Annotated in this window: 11 protein-coding genes; 2 read left to right on the top strand and 9 right to left on the bottom strand. The window is 37.9% G+C overall.

The features are described from left to right. Positions 1-45: 45 nt before the first annotated feature. Positions 46-714, top strand: a complete 669-nt coding sequence (locus ACQQ2I_RS04025; protein ID WP_431029302.1) for a hypothetical protein — start codon at positions 46-48, stop codon at positions 712-714. A gap of 187 nt (positions 715-901) precedes the next feature. Here ACQQ2I_RS04025 and ACQQ2I_RS04020 read toward each other — a convergent pair whose 3' ends face one another. Then, positions 902-1,348 carry a MarR family winged helix-turn-helix transcriptional regulator gene (locus tag ACQQ2I_RS04020; protein ID WP_431029301.1) on the bottom strand — a complete coding sequence of 149 codons (447 nt, stop codon included), beginning with the start codon at positions 1,346-1,348 and terminating at the stop codon, positions 902-904. Between the two features lie 73 nt (positions 1,349-1,421). Continuing rightward, positions 1,422-2,831 (bottom strand): ATP-binding protein, encoded by a 1,410-nt coding sequence (locus ACQQ2I_RS04015; protein ID WP_431029299.1) that lies wholly within the window; start codon positions 2,829-2,831, stop codon positions 1,422-1,424. 209 nt (positions 2,832-3,040) lie between these two features. On the opposite strand from ACQQ2I_RS04015, the gene ACQQ2I_RS04010 reads away from it, so the two are divergent. Further along, positions 3,041-4,777 (top strand): DUF4080 domain-containing protein, encoded by a 1,737-nt coding sequence (locus tag ACQQ2I_RS04010; protein ID WP_431029298.1) that lies wholly within the window; start codon positions 3,041-3,043, stop codon positions 4,775-4,777. Between the two features lie 107 nt (positions 4,778-4,884). Here the strand turns inward: ACQQ2I_RS04010 and ACQQ2I_RS04005 are convergent, their stop codons facing one another. The 7 genes from ACQQ2I_RS04005 to ACQQ2I_RS03975 all read right to left on the bottom strand — a co-directional run bounded on the left by ACQQ2I_RS04005 (position 4,885) and on the right by ACQQ2I_RS03975 (position 15,809). After that, on the bottom strand, positions 4,885-6,285 hold the full coding sequence (locus ACQQ2I_RS04005; protein ID WP_431029297.1) for a TrkH family potassium uptake protein: 1,401 nt from the start codon (positions 6,283-6,285) through the stop codon (positions 4,885-4,887). Between the two features lie 58 nt (positions 6,286-6,343). Beyond that, on the bottom strand, positions 6,344-7,099 hold the full coding sequence (locus tag ACQQ2I_RS04000; protein WP_431029296.1) for a TerC family protein: 756 nt from the start codon (positions 7,097-7,099) through the stop codon (positions 6,344-6,346). Positions 7,100-7,393: 294 nt separating this feature from the next. After that, positions 7,394-8,479, bottom strand: coding sequence for an SDR family oxidoreductase (locus ACQQ2I_RS03995; RefSeq protein WP_431029294.1), 1,086 nt, complete (start codon positions 8,477-8,479; stop codon positions 7,394-7,396). 25 nt (positions 8,480-8,504) lie between these two features. After that, positions 8,505-11,561 (bottom strand): efflux RND transporter permease subunit, encoded by a 3,057-nt coding sequence (locus ACQQ2I_RS03990; RefSeq protein WP_431030446.1) that lies wholly within the window; start codon positions 11,559-11,561, stop codon positions 8,505-8,507. A gap of 211 nt (positions 11,562-11,772) precedes the next feature. Next, positions 11,773-13,344 (bottom strand): peptide chain release factor 3, encoded by a 1,572-nt coding sequence (locus tag ACQQ2I_RS03985; protein ID WP_431029293.1) that lies wholly within the window; start codon positions 13,342-13,344, stop codon positions 11,773-11,775. A gap of 162 nt (positions 13,345-13,506) precedes the next feature. After that, positions 13,507-14,037 (bottom strand): VanZ family protein, encoded by a 531-nt coding sequence (locus tag ACQQ2I_RS03980; RefSeq protein WP_431030445.1) that lies wholly within the window; start codon positions 14,035-14,037, stop codon positions 13,507-13,509. Between the two features lie 311 nt (positions 14,038-14,348). Continuing rightward, positions 14,349-15,809, bottom strand: coding sequence for an IS1182 family transposase (locus ACQQ2I_RS03975; RefSeq protein WP_431026849.1), 1,461 nt, complete (start codon positions 15,807-15,809; stop codon positions 14,349-14,351). Between the last annotated feature and the right edge of the window lie 243 nt (positions 15,810-16,052).

The following is a 16,052-nucleotide window of genomic DNA, read 5'->3' as shown; positions in this document are numbered from 1 at the left end:
TATTTCTAATGATCACGTCTAACTATTAACAAGGAGGAATTTGAGATGAAAAAACATGCATTCCTTATAACATCAGCATTTTCCGCAATGCTCTTACTTGCAGCTTGTAATTCAACTGAAACGCCAACTCCTATAGAGGAGGAAGACACAGCAGGCACTGTTAACGAAACAACCGATACACAAAATGGTGCCGCTGAAGGGGAAGACACAACAGCTGATACAGGGACAGAAGAGACAAATGAAAGTACAATTGAGTATGTAGAAAATGGGCAACCAAAAAAAGTGGAAACGGTGACGACAGTAAGTCCTCAGCAGGATTATACTATTTCATTAGCGAAAGGGTTTTCTCTTGAAGCAGAAGAGCCTGGTCGCGATATGGTAATGTATGACGCCAATAACGAACACTCAATGCGTGTTGAAATACTTGCAAAAGATGAAACAACTTATGAAGAAGCAGCACTACAAACAGAAAATACGGTTAAGATTACTGCACCAGAAGGCAAGTATGAACCGTATGCACTTGACTCACTTTTAGCAACACATAAAGATATCGCAAATGCAACTGGTTATGTTGTCACTTATACAGAGGATAAAGACCAAGTTGTGACAGTCGTTTTTGAAAAAGGAACAAAAATTGTACGGTTAACCGTATTTGATACAACTGCCGCTGAAATGACAGATGCCTTTTTACAAATGGGCTTCACAATCCAATAACAGTATAGCTAAGAAAAGCACAAGCGCCCTCTCTAGCCCCGATATGCGTTGGAGATAGGCTCAACGAAGAGACTTTCGAAACTTCACGAGGGGCTGGGCGCTGGAGATAGACACTCTTTCAACTTGAAAAAGTTTATACTTTCTTATCTTTTAAAAAAGAGTTTGCGCGTTTTGCGCAAACTCTTTTTTAATAGGACAAATCCTTAATGGATAATCCTAACTTCTTCAACAATTCAATTGCAGTATCTTTTTCTTCAGACGTCAATACACTCATTAGCTCATGTAATTGCTGTTCATGTTTTGGGAAAATTTCTTGCATAAATGTACATCCTGCCTCTGAGATTTCCGCATATGTAACACGGCGATCATTGGGACAAGACACGCGCTTTAAATAACCACGCTTCTCCAACTTGTCTACGACATATGTGATAGAACCGCTTGCAAGTAATATTTTATTCCCAATTTGCTGTAAAGGCTGTCTCCCTTTATGGAATAATAGCTCCAATACAGCGAATTCAGTCGGATTTAAACCTTCTTGCTGAAAAAATTGATGGGTCGATTCACTAATCGCTTTTTGTGCACGGGATAGTACAATAAAAAGTTTGAGTGATTGTTTGATCTCCTCTGTTGCCACTGACAAATCATCCCCTACTTTTTGTTATAACTGCTATTATAACGATTAGAAAAAAGTTTTGTCAAAACGAAATTTAACCGAGTAGAAAATCAAGCGGTTGCTTAATTGCCTGTGTCGTTAATGCATTTGGGAAAGTTAAAATAAAAGTTGTTCCTATATTAGGTGTACTTTCTACTTCAATTGTGCCACTAAAATCACTCACTACTTTTTTCACAAGTGGTAATCCAAGGCCAGTGCCATAATCTTTCGTTGTAAAAAACGGACTAAATAAGTTTTTACACGTTTCCTCATCCATGCCAATTCCTTCGTCTTGTACATAAACTTGTACCTCTTGTGTCGTTACATGTAATCGAATCGTCACATTACCGCTATCTTCCATTGCCTGAACAGCATTTTTTAATAAATTAATCAACACTTGTTTAAAACGTACACTACTTCCCAGCACAACATGCTGTAATTGTTCGTCATATTCTAGTTGAATTATTACTTCATTCATTAGTGCTTCAAATTGCATAAAGTCAATGACTTCCTTCGAGATTTCAACTAAATCAACTTTTTGCAACTCGATTTTTCGGGGGTTCGCTAAGAACAATAAATCTGATAAAATCGTATCTAATCGTTTAAACTCAGATTCCATAATTTCGAAATAATGTTCTTGCTCTTGTAGTGCCTCACTTTTTAATAACTCGACGAAACCTTTTAAAGCCGTTAGTGGATTTCGAATCTCGTGAGCAATTGAAGCGCTCATTTGTCCAAGCTCTTTTAAATAATTTTGTTCTTTTAATTCATTTTGTAACTTTACATATTCCGTATGATCAACAATAGAAACAATAAATAAATTACTGTTTTCATCGTAAAATACTTTTAGTTCATAATAAAGCGGCTCACTACATTCGGTTTTTTTTACGAGTAGTGACGCTTGCTCTTTTCTCTCAAGACGACTATAAAACTGAGAGGCTGATTCTCTATCATATGTGAAATACTTTAATAACTGTTTATGCTCTTTCGTTAACACTTCGGTTTTACTGCACCCAATATATTGCAAAGCTTTATGATTTACATCCAGTGCAAAGCCATCTGCAGTAAATGTCACGATACCTAAATCCATATAATTAAATACGGACATCATCGACATAACGGTGCCAGTTGCTTGTATTAACGTAGGTTGCAATGTAGCAATGACAATATCTTGAAGCTCATCATAACAACCATGCACTCTCACAAATGGTTGCGTTGATGTTTGTAATTGGATTTCACAAGTAGCATTAGATTGACTACGAACTCGTTCTATAAATTGCTGCCACATTGGAATAGACGCTTCATCAATCGGAAAAAATTTTTCATCTTTATCACCTTTTATTTCAAGTAACGCTTTTGCCCCTTGATTTGCAAAAATAATATCAAATGAGTTAGCTATAAAAACAGTAGACTCATTTGTCAACGTTGCATTGTGATGAAAATTCATGATAGAGGCTATTTCCATTTCTCCCCCCCCTTTTTTTCCAGTATCAGATACCATAATTTATGATAAAATCTAACTTTTTATACTTTTTATTTATAAATTTCCTAAATTATAGTTATATTTAATTAAATTATTTCACAATTAAATTGAGAATAAAATAGGAATTTTTTCTCATATTGTTCCTATTGCACTACACTGTTACAATATAGTTTGTGAAGGAGAATATAACTATGAAAATTATTTTAGCAACACTTAATGCCAAATATATTCACACAAATTTGGCTATTCGTTATTTAAAAGCAAATGCTCGCCCTGAATTTGACCCCGAATTGGCAGAATATACGATTAAAGACCCTGCTTTCAATATTGTTTCTGACCTATTTCAAAAAAAGCCAGACGTTATAGGTTTCAGTTGTTATATATGGAATATAGAGGAAACTATTAAAGTTGTACGTATGTTAAAAACGGTGTTACCAGAGACTAAAGTCATACTCGGTGGACCAGAAGTATCTTATGATGTTCACGATTGGCTTCGAAAAGTCCCAGAAATTGACTTTATCATTATGGGAGAAGGCGAAATTTCTTTTAAAGAATTAATGCATTATTTGAAAGGCGACTTAGTATTAGAGAGCGTACGTGGCATTTGTTATTTAGAAGACGCGAAAATAAAAATACATGCCCAACCACCTAAAATTGACTTACGTGAACTCGCGTCACCATTCCGCTTCGAGGAAGATCTACCCTATCTCGGAAAGCGTATTCAATATATTGAAACATCTCGTGGCTGTCCATTCCAATGTCAGTTCTGCTTGTCTAGTATTGAAGTAGGGGTCCGTTATTTTAACCGCGAAAAAATTAAAGAAGATATCCGCTTTTTAATGAATAACGGAGCTAAGACGATTAAATTTGTTGATCGTACGTTTAATATTAGCCGCAGCTATGCGATGGAAATGTTCCAGTTTTTAATTGATGAGCATAAGCCAGGTGTCGTGTTCCAATTTGAGATTACAGCAGATATTATGCGCCCTGAAGTGATTCAGTTCTTAAATGACCACGCACCTGCTGGGTTATTCCGCTTTGAAATTGGCGTACAATCAACAAATGATTTAACCAACGACCTTGTGAAACGTCGTCAAAACTTTGAAAAATTGAAACGTACCGTGACGATGGTAAAAGAAGGCGGTAAAATCGACCAGCATTTAGACTTAATTGCCGGACTACCAGAAGAGGATTACAATTCCTTCCGTAAAACATTTAACGATGTATTTGCGATGCGACCTGAAGAATTACAACTCGGTTTCTTAAAACTATTACGAGGGACAGGCCTTCGTCTAGAAGCACAAAAATACGGCTACACATATGTTGACGTAGCACCTTATGAAATTTTCTCCAATAATGTACTCACGTTTACTGACATTGTGCGTATAAAACATGCGGAAGACGTTTTAGAGAAGTATTGGAATGCACACCGAATGGACAACACGATTGAATATTTAGTCACAGATGTATTTGAAACACCGTTCGATTTCTTCCAAAGCTTCGGGACATATTGGGAGGAACGTGGCTGGAGCCGTATCGGACATCAGCTAGAAGACTTATTTATGCGTCTACTAGAGTTTTTACAAACATTACCACATGTCGATTTGGGAATCGTTAACACGTTAATGTTAATCGATTACTTCACACCACAATCGTTTATACCGCGGAAAACTTGGTGGGAAGAGCGTATTTCAGGACATACATTAAAAGAAATTTATGCAGCCATTCGAAACAATGCCCAGACAGCTGGAAAAGAATTTGCTGCTATGAATGTCAGTGAAAAAGATTTATTTAAGCATTCGCTTATCGTTCCTTCTAGCATTTCCTATGCAGACTTAGAAAAAGGACAAGTCGTAAAGCAGGACGGCTATCTATTCACATACTTCCGTCAAGGACAAGCACCATATATGGCTGATATTGTACTATAAAAAAACGAGGGGGTGCCCAGAAAGTTTTTACTTTCTGGGCACCCCCTAAACTAAAAAACATTGCTCCTGCGGTGGTCGCATCAAAATGTCTTCTCAGATGACCCCTTTTATCCAATAATAACGCGTTCTTTAGGGTAACGGTAAAGGATTTTTTTCGATTTTCCGCCTAATGTATATAGGAAGGAAATTAACCCAACACGCCCGATAAACATTAACGCGATAATGACACATTTTCCAAAGAACGATAAATCACTCGTGATACCTAAACTCATGCCGCACGTTCCGAAAGCTGAAGTAATTTCAAAAATAATTTGTGTTAATGTAGCCTGTGGTTCCGTAATGAGTAAAATCATCGTCGCGATCAGCACCATAAATAACGCCAGTAAAATGACGACAAACGAGCGGAACACATCGATTAAATAAACTTCTCGTCCAAATATTTGAATTTCATCGCGTCCATTTGCATACGTCACTAAAAATAAGATAACAATCGCAAATGTTGTCGTACGAATCCCACCACCTACCGAACTCGGTGAAGCACCAATAAACATGAGAAAACTCATAAAAATATCTGTTGCCTCATTAAATGTGGTGACATCATAGGTCGTTAAACCAGCAGAACGTGTGGAAACAGAATGAAACATTGCCGAAAATAATGCCTCATGCCATTTCATCCCTGCAAAGGAATGAAACATCTCAATCACTAAAATACCAAACGTGCCAACAACAAACAATACAGCATACGTAGCTGTTGTAATTTTTGTAAATAAACTAAAACGAAACCCTTTTTTTCGACGTAATAAAAATGTTTTCACTTCAATTAATACTGGGAAGCCAATTGCTCCAAGGACAATTAATAGCATTGTGACAAACTGTACAAAATAATCTAGATGATATGGCTGTAAACTCATGCCGGTAATATCAAATCCACCGTTTGTCGTAGCAGAAATGGCCGCAAATACCCCATGAAAAATTGAATCTTCCCATGTAGCAAAATACCTTTTAAAATGAATGGATAATACAAGCGCACCAAATGCTTCGATGACAAATAATATTTTTGCAATTTCTTTAATGAGTTGCACAACACCAGCAATACTTGGCTGATTATGGTCAATCATAATTAACTGTCGCTCGCGCATCCCAATTTTCTTACCGACTAAAAGCCAAACGAACGTTCCAAGCGACATGATGCCAATCGCACCAAATTGCAAAATAATGAGCAGCATGATTAAACCAAAATCAGTATACGTTTTCGATACATCAAATACAGTTAACCCTGTGACACTTACTGCACTCACCGCTGTAAATAATGTATCAATGAATGAAACTTCTACTCCAGGTTGATGTACCCATGGCAAGCGAAGTAACCCGACTGAAACGGCTATAGCAATAAAATAATATGAGACGAGTAGTTGAAAAGGTGTAACCCTAATTTCTCTACTCATTCTTTTTCGATTTGGCATACTTCGCCCTCCTGATATAAAAACATCTATAGCGAAATTTACCATAAAAATAAAAGAAGCGCTATAGATGTATCCCTTTCTATAGCACTTCTTTCTAATCTTATTATGCTTCTTTTTTCTTTTTGGCTACTCCTGTTACGTAACCACCGATTGCGATACTCAGTAATACAACCCAGAAAATAATTTTCCATGTTGTAGAATGTGGGAAGTGCGGGTCAATAATTGCTAAATTTTCATGACCAAGCGCTAGCACTGCCAATTTTACCCCTACCCAACCAACGATTAAAAATGCGGCTGTTTCAAGTGATGGGTAGTCTGCTAACACTTTGACAAACCATTGCGCGGCAAATCGCATAATAATTAAACCAACGAAACCACCAAGGAACATAACAGTAAATGGACCTGCATTAATACCACCGATATCGACATTACCAATATGCGGTAATGTCATCGCAATCGCAACAGCTGCTAGCATTGAGTCGATCGCAAAAGCAATATCAGCAAGCTCTACTTTCAAGACAGTCATCCAGAAGCCAGAGCCTTTACCTTCTTTCATTTCGTCCTCTTCATCTTTTTTGAAATGGTTATCATATAAGTGTTTAATCGAAATAAATAATAAGTAAGCGGCACCGATCGCTTGGATTTGCCAATACTTCGCTAAAATCGTAATTAAGAATAACGCAATAAATCGGAATACAAACGCCCCGAATAATCCATAAAATAGCGCTTTTTTCTGTTGCTCACGTGGTAAATGTTTCACCATTACCGCCATGACAACAGCATTATCTGCTGCTAATAATCCTTCTAAAAATACGAGTACGAGCAAGACCCATGCGTACTCCAATAATATTGTTTCCATAAACAATAATTCCTCCTTTTTGTTTGTATACCCATTTTCTCGAAAATTCAACAATGTATCCTTGAACAATCCACATTTGGAAGCAAAAGAAAAAGACCCATGCCTAAAAATAGGCAAAGGTCTTGCTAAGCATATTCAATGCTATCACACCCGATGGCTCCTAACCATGTCATGACGAATGTGAAGTAAGTAGTGTGCTACTTATAGCTACTCCCCTTTGACAAACTGTCAACGGATATTCAGTTACTTTGTAAGTATAGTATAAACTATTTTTTGTAAAATATGCAACTATTATTATTTGATCGGTATAAATAATTGTGTACGATGTTTATTATCTTTATAAAACTGGACCATTATCGGGACTGTTTCAATGAAATCTGGGCATTTAATTCCCCGCTTTTGTAAAATTGACTGTGCCTCAGAAGTATCAAATGCTCCTTTCCCTGCTAAATAATCCACTGTTTCATATTCTAAGCCAAGTCTTTTGCGGATTTTATAATTTGCTAATACTTTTTTCACCATAGGAAGCGGTAAACGACCAACCGGCCGCTTCCCTGTCATTTCTTTTACTATAGCATAGTAAACATCAGACACTTTATGTGGGTTTGGATCTGTTAAATGCAGTGTCTTCCCTTCCGCTTCAACCGCTGTACAAAGATAGGATACGGCTTTCAAAATATAGTCCACCGGTACAACGTTAATCGTCGCCCTTTTGCTTCCGATATATGGGATGAGTGGTGAAGTACTCAATGTATCAATCATATTGAACAAAAAGTATAGCCCATCAAATTTAATCGTTTCTCCCGTCTCTGAATGACCTCGAACAATGCCTGGTCGAATAATGGTTAGGGGCACTTCACATTTTAAATCTTCCACACGTAGTTCTGCTTCAAATTTTGTTTCTTCATAATGATTTTTAAAAGCAACAGGGCGTATTAACTCGTTTTCAAGTAACCGTCCATTTCGCCTTCCAGCTACATATGCCGTACTAAAGTACATATAACGCTTTAAGTTTGGTAATGTTCGAACAAAGTCATTGACACATGCTGTTCCATGAACATTCACTTTCCAAGCAAGCTCACGTGCTACAGCTAAATCATGGATAGCCGCTAAATGCCAAACGATGCTAATACGCGGCGCAATACAGGCCAGTTCTGAATTATCCATTCCTAAGTTCGGTAAAGTAATATCCCCTTCAAAAAGATTGATTTGACAATCTGGATATTGTGCTTTTATATTCGCTACTTCTTTTCTCGCTTTATCCATTTCACTTTGGAGCACGACAGCATATATTTGCCTTGTCACTCCATCCATAAATAATTGACGAATTAACTGGCTTGCAATAAAACCTGGGAAGCCTGTCATTAAATGTACGCCCATCCCCTTATTTCCCCCTTAAGAACCATTAAGAAGCCATTTTTCTCGTTTCGCTATCGATTAAACTATAAATAATTGGCACAATAAATAATGTTAAAAATGTTGATGTAATTAATCCCCCAATTACAACAATGGCCATTGGTTGGTTCATCTCCGTCCCTTCACCAATACCTAGCGCAAGTGGTACAAGTCCTAGCATCGTTGTCAGTGCTGTCATCAAAATAGGGCGTACACGGTCTTGTGCGCTTACTAAAATAGCCTCATATGACCCAAGTCCTTGTGCTTTTTTCAAATTAATATAGTCAACAAGAACAATGCCATTATTCACAACAATCCCTACTAAAACGAGTATACCGATTACCGCCGTAATGCCTAATAGTGTATTGGTGATCCATAAGGAAGTGGCTACACCAATTACCATAAGCGGTACACTAAACATAATGACAAACGGATATTTTAGTGATTCAAACTGTGCTGCCATAACGATATATACAAGGATAATCGCTAAGACAACAGCTAAGTACATATCATCTTTTGCACTTTCATACAGTTCACGATCTCCACTAAAAACAACAGACGTTTGAGGTGGAAGGTCAACTTTTTCAATCGCTGCATCGACTTTAGCTGAAATACCACTTAATGATTCCGCATTACGATACTTGATAAAAAATGCAACAGCCGCTGCCTGATCAGAACGGCGGATGGATGTGGGACTTTTCGCAATCGTTACATCTGCAACATCTTGTAGCTCTACAAAAACACCGGCTGATGTACGGAGCTTCATCCTTTTTACTGATTCGATATCGGTTTTATACGTATCGCCAAAGCTTGTATAGACCGTTAGCACTTCACCGTCATCAGTTAGTATTTGTGTAGTAAATACACCGCGCATCATCGTATTCACTGTTTGCGCAATTTGTGCAGGCATCATCCCATACTCATTCGCCGCATCACGATTCACTATCATTTGAATTTCATCTGCTGTATTTTCTAAATCTGTTGTCACTTCTAAAATTGCATCAACCTTTTCTAATTCCACTTGAATCATTTTAACCGTTTCTTGTAACCGTGTTTCATTCGAATCCGTTACACGAAACGTCATCGTACTTGGAGACGAACCAGAAGATGTAGATAATGAAAAATCAACCTCTCCACGACTTCCTACTATCTCTTTTACATCTTTCTCCACGACCTCTGTAAATTCAAAAATCGAACGATCACGCTCTGATAAAGGTATAAGTCTTACATAAAGCTGTGCCTTATGAGAGTTTGCTGTACCGCGCGATAACGACTGCTGATCTCCTCCGATTAAACTGATTAACACATCTACGTCCGACTCTTCTTTTATACGCGTCTCTACTTCACTCACTACTTTTTCCGTTGCTTGTAATGATGTGCCACGTGGCAGTTCGACCTCCACTGTCACATACCCTTCATCCGTTGCCGGAATAAATTCAGTTCCTGTCTTATAAAGAGCAAAACAGGAAGCAACAAAAATGATAAATGTAACTGTTAACAGGAGTAAACGTTTGCTTAACGCCCACTTTAAAGCACCTCGGTAAACTTGATAAAATATTGAATTTGCACGTTGCTCATTTAAATTCCCCGCTTTTGTAGTTAAAAACCTACTCGCTAACATCGGAACAACCGTTAATGCGACAGCCAAGGATGCAAACAAACTAAAGGAAATCGTTAACGCAAACTCCGTGAAAATTTGCCCAATTAAACCTGACGTAAACATAACAGGAACAAATACCGCTACAGTTGTAAGCGTAGATGCCATAATCGCAACGCCTACCTCTTTCGTACCAACAGAAGCTGCCTCCTTAGGCGACTTCCCTAGTGCAATATGCCGTTCGATATTTTCAATGACAACAATGGCGTTATCTACAAGCATCCCGATCCCAAGCGCTAGCGCTCCAAGCGTTAATACATTTAACGAAAAATCGGCAAAGTACATCAACACAAATGTCACGATAACTGAATAAGGAATGGCAATCCCGACAATAAGCGGACTTTTCAACCCTCTTAAGAAGATAAATAATACAAGCATCGCAAACAGACCGCCGTAGATTAACGAAGACGTAATATTGCTAATCGCTAACTGAATGTAATCTCCTTGATCGTATAAAATGTCTGCGTGTACGCCTGCAAATTCGGGTTTAGCTAGTAATTCCTCTAGCGCTCGTTTAAATGCTTTTGATACTTCTGCTGTATTTGCGCCCGATTCTTGTAGTACAGACAGGATTACTGCACTATATTCACCTGCCCGCGTAATGGTTTCTTGTTCTTGCTCTGTCCGTTCAACGGTCGCAATATCACGAATTTTTATCGCTTCTCCTGTTAATGGATTCACAGATAACGTCAAATCAGCAATTTGTTCTGCCGATGTAAAGGTACTTAAAATACGTGTAGTTAACAGTTGACCCTGTTCTGTATTAATCGATTCACCAGGCAAAGAAATATTATTGGCTTGAATAACTTGTACAATATCTGCCTGTGTTAAATTGCGCTCCTCTAATGCTTGTGCATTTAGTGCAATTTGAATTTCCTCCACAATTTTTCCAGAAACATCGACACTTGCCACACCTTTTTGCCGCTGTAATTCAAGCTCTAGCTGCTCAGCAATTTTACGTACATCAACATTCTCTTGATTGGCACGCAATGCGAGCTGAATAATCGGCACTTGTGATGGATCAAATTTAAAAAAACTAGGCTTTCCTGCCTCGTCAGGTAAACTGACCATATCAATTCGTTGTAAAACTTCCGATTGCACGTCCTTAATATCTGTCGACCAATCAAATTCGAGTACGATTAAATTCGAACTTTCTTGAGATGTCGACGTAATCTTTTGAATCCCAGGCAATGTCGCAAGGGAAGATTCTAAAGGCTTCGTTACCTTTTCATTTACTTCTGTTGGGCTTGCTCCCGGATAAGACGTCACCACTACCCCAATAGGAGGATTCAGTTCAGGAATTAAGGTAATTGGTATTTTAAAAAGCGATACCGCGCCAAGTATGATGACAAGCACCATCGTTACAAATGTAAATATTGGTCGTTTTATGGAAAAGTCACTTATTTTCATCATGAAATCCTTTCTAATAACATGTTCGTTTACATATTCGCTTCCATGGAAGTTTCTACCTTTATTATCCTAAAAAAACTTCCTTTTATATATGTTTTTTTTCATATTTTCGACAAATTTCTCCTTCTATCTAGTAACTATTTTATTGTGTCCATTTAATCTTTCAATAAACACTAAAAAGCTACCTCCCAATATAGGAGGCAGCGTCATTTTATAATAAGCTATATAATTTAATATGCTCGTTTTTCTCAGAGAACCAACGCATCGCAAATTCGTTTTCGAATAGGAATACTAATTTGTCGAAGCGATCTTTTACAAGCATTGAACGGGCAGAGTGCATGGAATCCTTTATATCGCCTTCATTTTCAATCCAGCGTGCCATTTTTGAGCCAATTGGTTCCATTTTTACTTCCACGTTATATTCATTCTTCATGCGATGCTCAAATACTTCAAACTGCAGTTGTCCAACCGCACCAAGAATAACTTCTTCTGTGTGTAATGTTTTGAAGTACTGAATTGCCCCTTCTTGTACGAGCTGAAGCACACCTTTTTGGAACTGCTTCCCTTTCATCACGTTTTTCGCTGTAACACGCATGAAAATTTCCGGTGTGAACTGTGGTAGCTTTTCAAATTGGAATGTTTTCTTCCCACCAACAACTGTATCACCGATTTGATACGTACCTGTATCATATAAACCAATAATATCACCAGCTACTGCTTCATCTACTGTTTCACGGTCATCGGCTAAAAATTGCGTAGACTGTGTTACTTTAAATGATTTGCCTGTACGAGCAAGCGTCATATTCATCCCGCGCTCGAATTTACCTGAGACGATACGCACAAATGCAATACGGTCACGGTGTGCAGGGTTCATATTTGCTTGAATTTTAAAGATAAAGCCCGAGAAATCTTTCTGCTCTACTGGATCAATAAATTGCTCATCTTCTGTAATACGAGGTTGTGGTACTGGCGCAAATTTTAAATACGTATCGAGGAATGTTTGAACCCCGAAGTTTGTTAACGCAGAGCCAAAGAATACAGGCGTTAACGCCCCACGACGAATTTTCTCTTCTGAATATGCATTGCCTGCTTCATTTAATAATTCAATATCGTCCATCGCTTGCGTGTAGTAAGACGTTACTTTCATCTCATGATCAACAGCTAATTCGCCATTTTCATCTACCGGTAAGTAACGGTCTCCCTCTTCTGTACGGAACTGCTCAATCCGTTTATTGAAGCGATCGTAAATACCAAGGAATTCTTTCCCCATACCAATTGGCCAGTTCATTGGATATGCTTGAATGCCAAGTACTTCTTCTAATTCTTCAATTAACTCCAAAGGCTCTTTCCCTTGTCGATCTAATTTGTTAATAAAAGTAAAGATTGGAATACCACGCATTTTACAAACTTTAAATAGCTTTAATGTTTGTGCCTCAATCCCTTTTGCTGCATCGACAACCATGACCGCACTATCTACCGCCATTAATGTACGGTACGTATCTTCTGAGAAGTCTTGGTGACCAGGTGTGTCAAGGATATTCACACGACACCCTGAATAATCAAATTGCATCACTGATGATGTAACCGAGATTCCGCGTTGCTTCTCGATTTCCATCCAGTCAGACGTCGCAAATTTCCCCGTTTTCTTCCCTTTTACTGTACCAGCGTCGCGAATCGCACCACCGAATAATAACAGCTTTTCTGTAATCGTCGTTTTACCAGCATCCGGGTGACTGATGATGGCAAAAGTACGACGTGATAATATATCTTGTTCTAACGTCATATCGTTTCGTCTCCTTTTTTAGCGGATAGCAAATTAGAAAGCTTATGGATATCCGCATAAGAAAGTACCTCATTCCCATCAAAATAGATTGAGATGTACCTTTCTAACATACATACTTACTTATTTTAAAAGAGTTGCCTATGTCGTTACAACCATTTTTATTTATTCTGTCCAAAATCTTTTTAATAACCATTGTGTCATTACAAAACCAAGATAAATACTGACTGCATTTAAAATCACATCATCAATATCTGTGCTGCGCCCTATAAAATATTGAGTACCTTCAATGAACAATGGAATAACGATGGCTGCAGTAATTTGCCAACCTATCTTTCTAAACGGACGCCATAAGAGCGGGAGCAACATACCAAATGGAATAAACAACAAAATATTTCCTGTAAGATTATAAAAAGCAATGCGGTTCATATATGTACCACTAAAGAGTTGGTGGCCATAACTTGAAATAGTCTGAAACGGCACAAGGTTCATAGTGCGATAACCTAAAGCGGCTCGGTAATTCGGAATAATCGTCTGCGATAAAATAGCAACTGTATAAAGAACAAAAACATATAATACGATTTCACGCCATACGCTGAAATTTTTTCGCCGTATATATAAAAAACGAAGCACACCATAAATCGGTGTAGCTACTATACAGTACATCACCATACTTCCGATAAAATGCTGAATCATTTCCTTCACCTACTTCCCTCTATACAGACGCTATATTACAATAAAAAGTTACCCAATCAATTACACCTCGGTGTAATTGCGTCCGGATTCGGCTTTGTGCAAGCACAAAGCCGAATCCGTGACATCTGCCAGAGGCTTAACTTCTTTCAGAGGGTATCTGAATATCCTCTGAAAGAAGTTAAAAAAGCTACCCATATAAAGGGAGGGCACTGAAAAACTTGCATTTTTAAAGCGAATTAGTTTTCAAAATAAAAGAAGGCACTTTCTGTTCAATTTTGAACAGAAAAGTGCCTTCTTTCCTTGTTTATTTCTTACTCTTTTTCGTTTATTAACTTTAATATTCGCTTGAGGTTTACGGCGAATATTGTTGTCGCCCCTTGAATCTCCATGCCAAATAGACCCGCAGACGATGCTGTATCGTACCCGTGTCCATTTTTTAACTCACTATTTTTCGCTTCCACTTTATAGCGCTCTTTCGCTAGTTGGATAAATTCATCTGTTTGTTGGAAAGCCAGTTGCGCCTCGTGTGTTTCAGATTTTAGGCTTACGGAATACGTTTTACTTTTCGCGCCTTCTTTGTAACAACCATCACGTAAGGGGCATACTTTGCATTTCTCAATATCAAAGTAATGTGTTTCTGTTTGATTTCTATTTTGTCCCTTTTTACCCGTTCGTGCTTTTCGTATGGCTAAATGCCCAGCTTTACAAACAAATCTCCCGGCATCTTTATTGTATTCGAATTTGTCTTCTTCTTTTCGTGTGCCTTCTGAAATAACAGGATTTAACTTTGAAACGAGTGCAATGTTTTCTTTATTTGTATATTCAATATTTGCTTTTTCTGAATAAGCTGTATCTCCAATAACTGTGTCTACTTTTATACCTGCTTGCTCACTTTTTTCAATTAATTCTTGTAAGTACTTTCCATCACTTTTTTCACCTGTTGTGATGACTGCAGCTGTAATGATTCGTTCATCACTTAACGCAATGTGTGTTTTATAGCCAAAGAAAGATGAGTCAGCTGTTTTATGCCCTTTTTGTGCATCTGCATCGGATGAATAGGAAAGGTGCGCTTGGTAATCCTCTACCACTTCCTTTAACAGATTTAATTGTTCTTTCACAGCGGGTACTTGTGCAATTTGTGGTTCCTTATCAATTACTTCGATTAATTTTTTACAGTAAGTGACTTCATCTTTTACTTCGTTAGACGTATTTTTTTGAGGGAACTTTTCTTTCATAGATGCATCCATTTTATAGATGGCTTTTCGTAAATTCTTTGATTTCTCTTGTAAAAATTCTTTTGGTGATTTTTGATTATAACGTGCTTTTGTATGTGTGGCATCCACAATAATGGATTTACTTTTAATGATGCCCTTTTCCAATGCAATTTCAACGGTTTTCCCAATTAACATATCTAATAGACTGACATCTTTTAGACGCAGCCGACGGAATTTTGTGAGTGAACTTGGATCGATCACGTCATCTTCTGGTGCCATATCTAAGAAATATTTAAAAGACATGTCGTATTTAGATCGCTCTACTAAATCAACGTCCGATACATCATAAATCGCCTTTAATAATAAATACTTAAACATACGGATAGGCGGAATCGCATTTCGTCCATTATCCGAACAGTATTTTGTTTTTAATTCCTCTAGAATAAAGGTAAAATCGACCAGTTCATTGATCTGACGAAGCATGTTATCTTTTGGCACAACAATATCGTAAATCGCCATAAATGGGCTTAAGTTGAGTGTTTCTTGGTTTGAAATCATTGGGAGCACCACCTGTAATTCGTTCCTTCTATTATACAAGAAAATCACTTTTTTTAGGTGAGAGAGTGATGAATTCGTTCTTAGTCGTTACCCGTTGATTGGAGTGGAGGCGACGACTTCTAGGGGATTAGCGAGCAGCTTGAGACCCTGGACTGAGCGCAGCGAGGGAAGCGGCTCAAGGCTCGCCCCCAGAAAAGCGTTCGCCGCAACGGAAAGCAACGACATCGCAGAAAAAAGCCAGTT

Source organism: Lysinibacillus sp. LZ02, from assembly GCF_050613145.1.
Taxonomy (GTDB): Bacteria; Bacillota; Bacilli; order Bacillales_A; family Planococcaceae; genus Lysinibacillus_B.
This window is presented reverse-complemented; position numbering and strand designations above follow the sequence as displayed.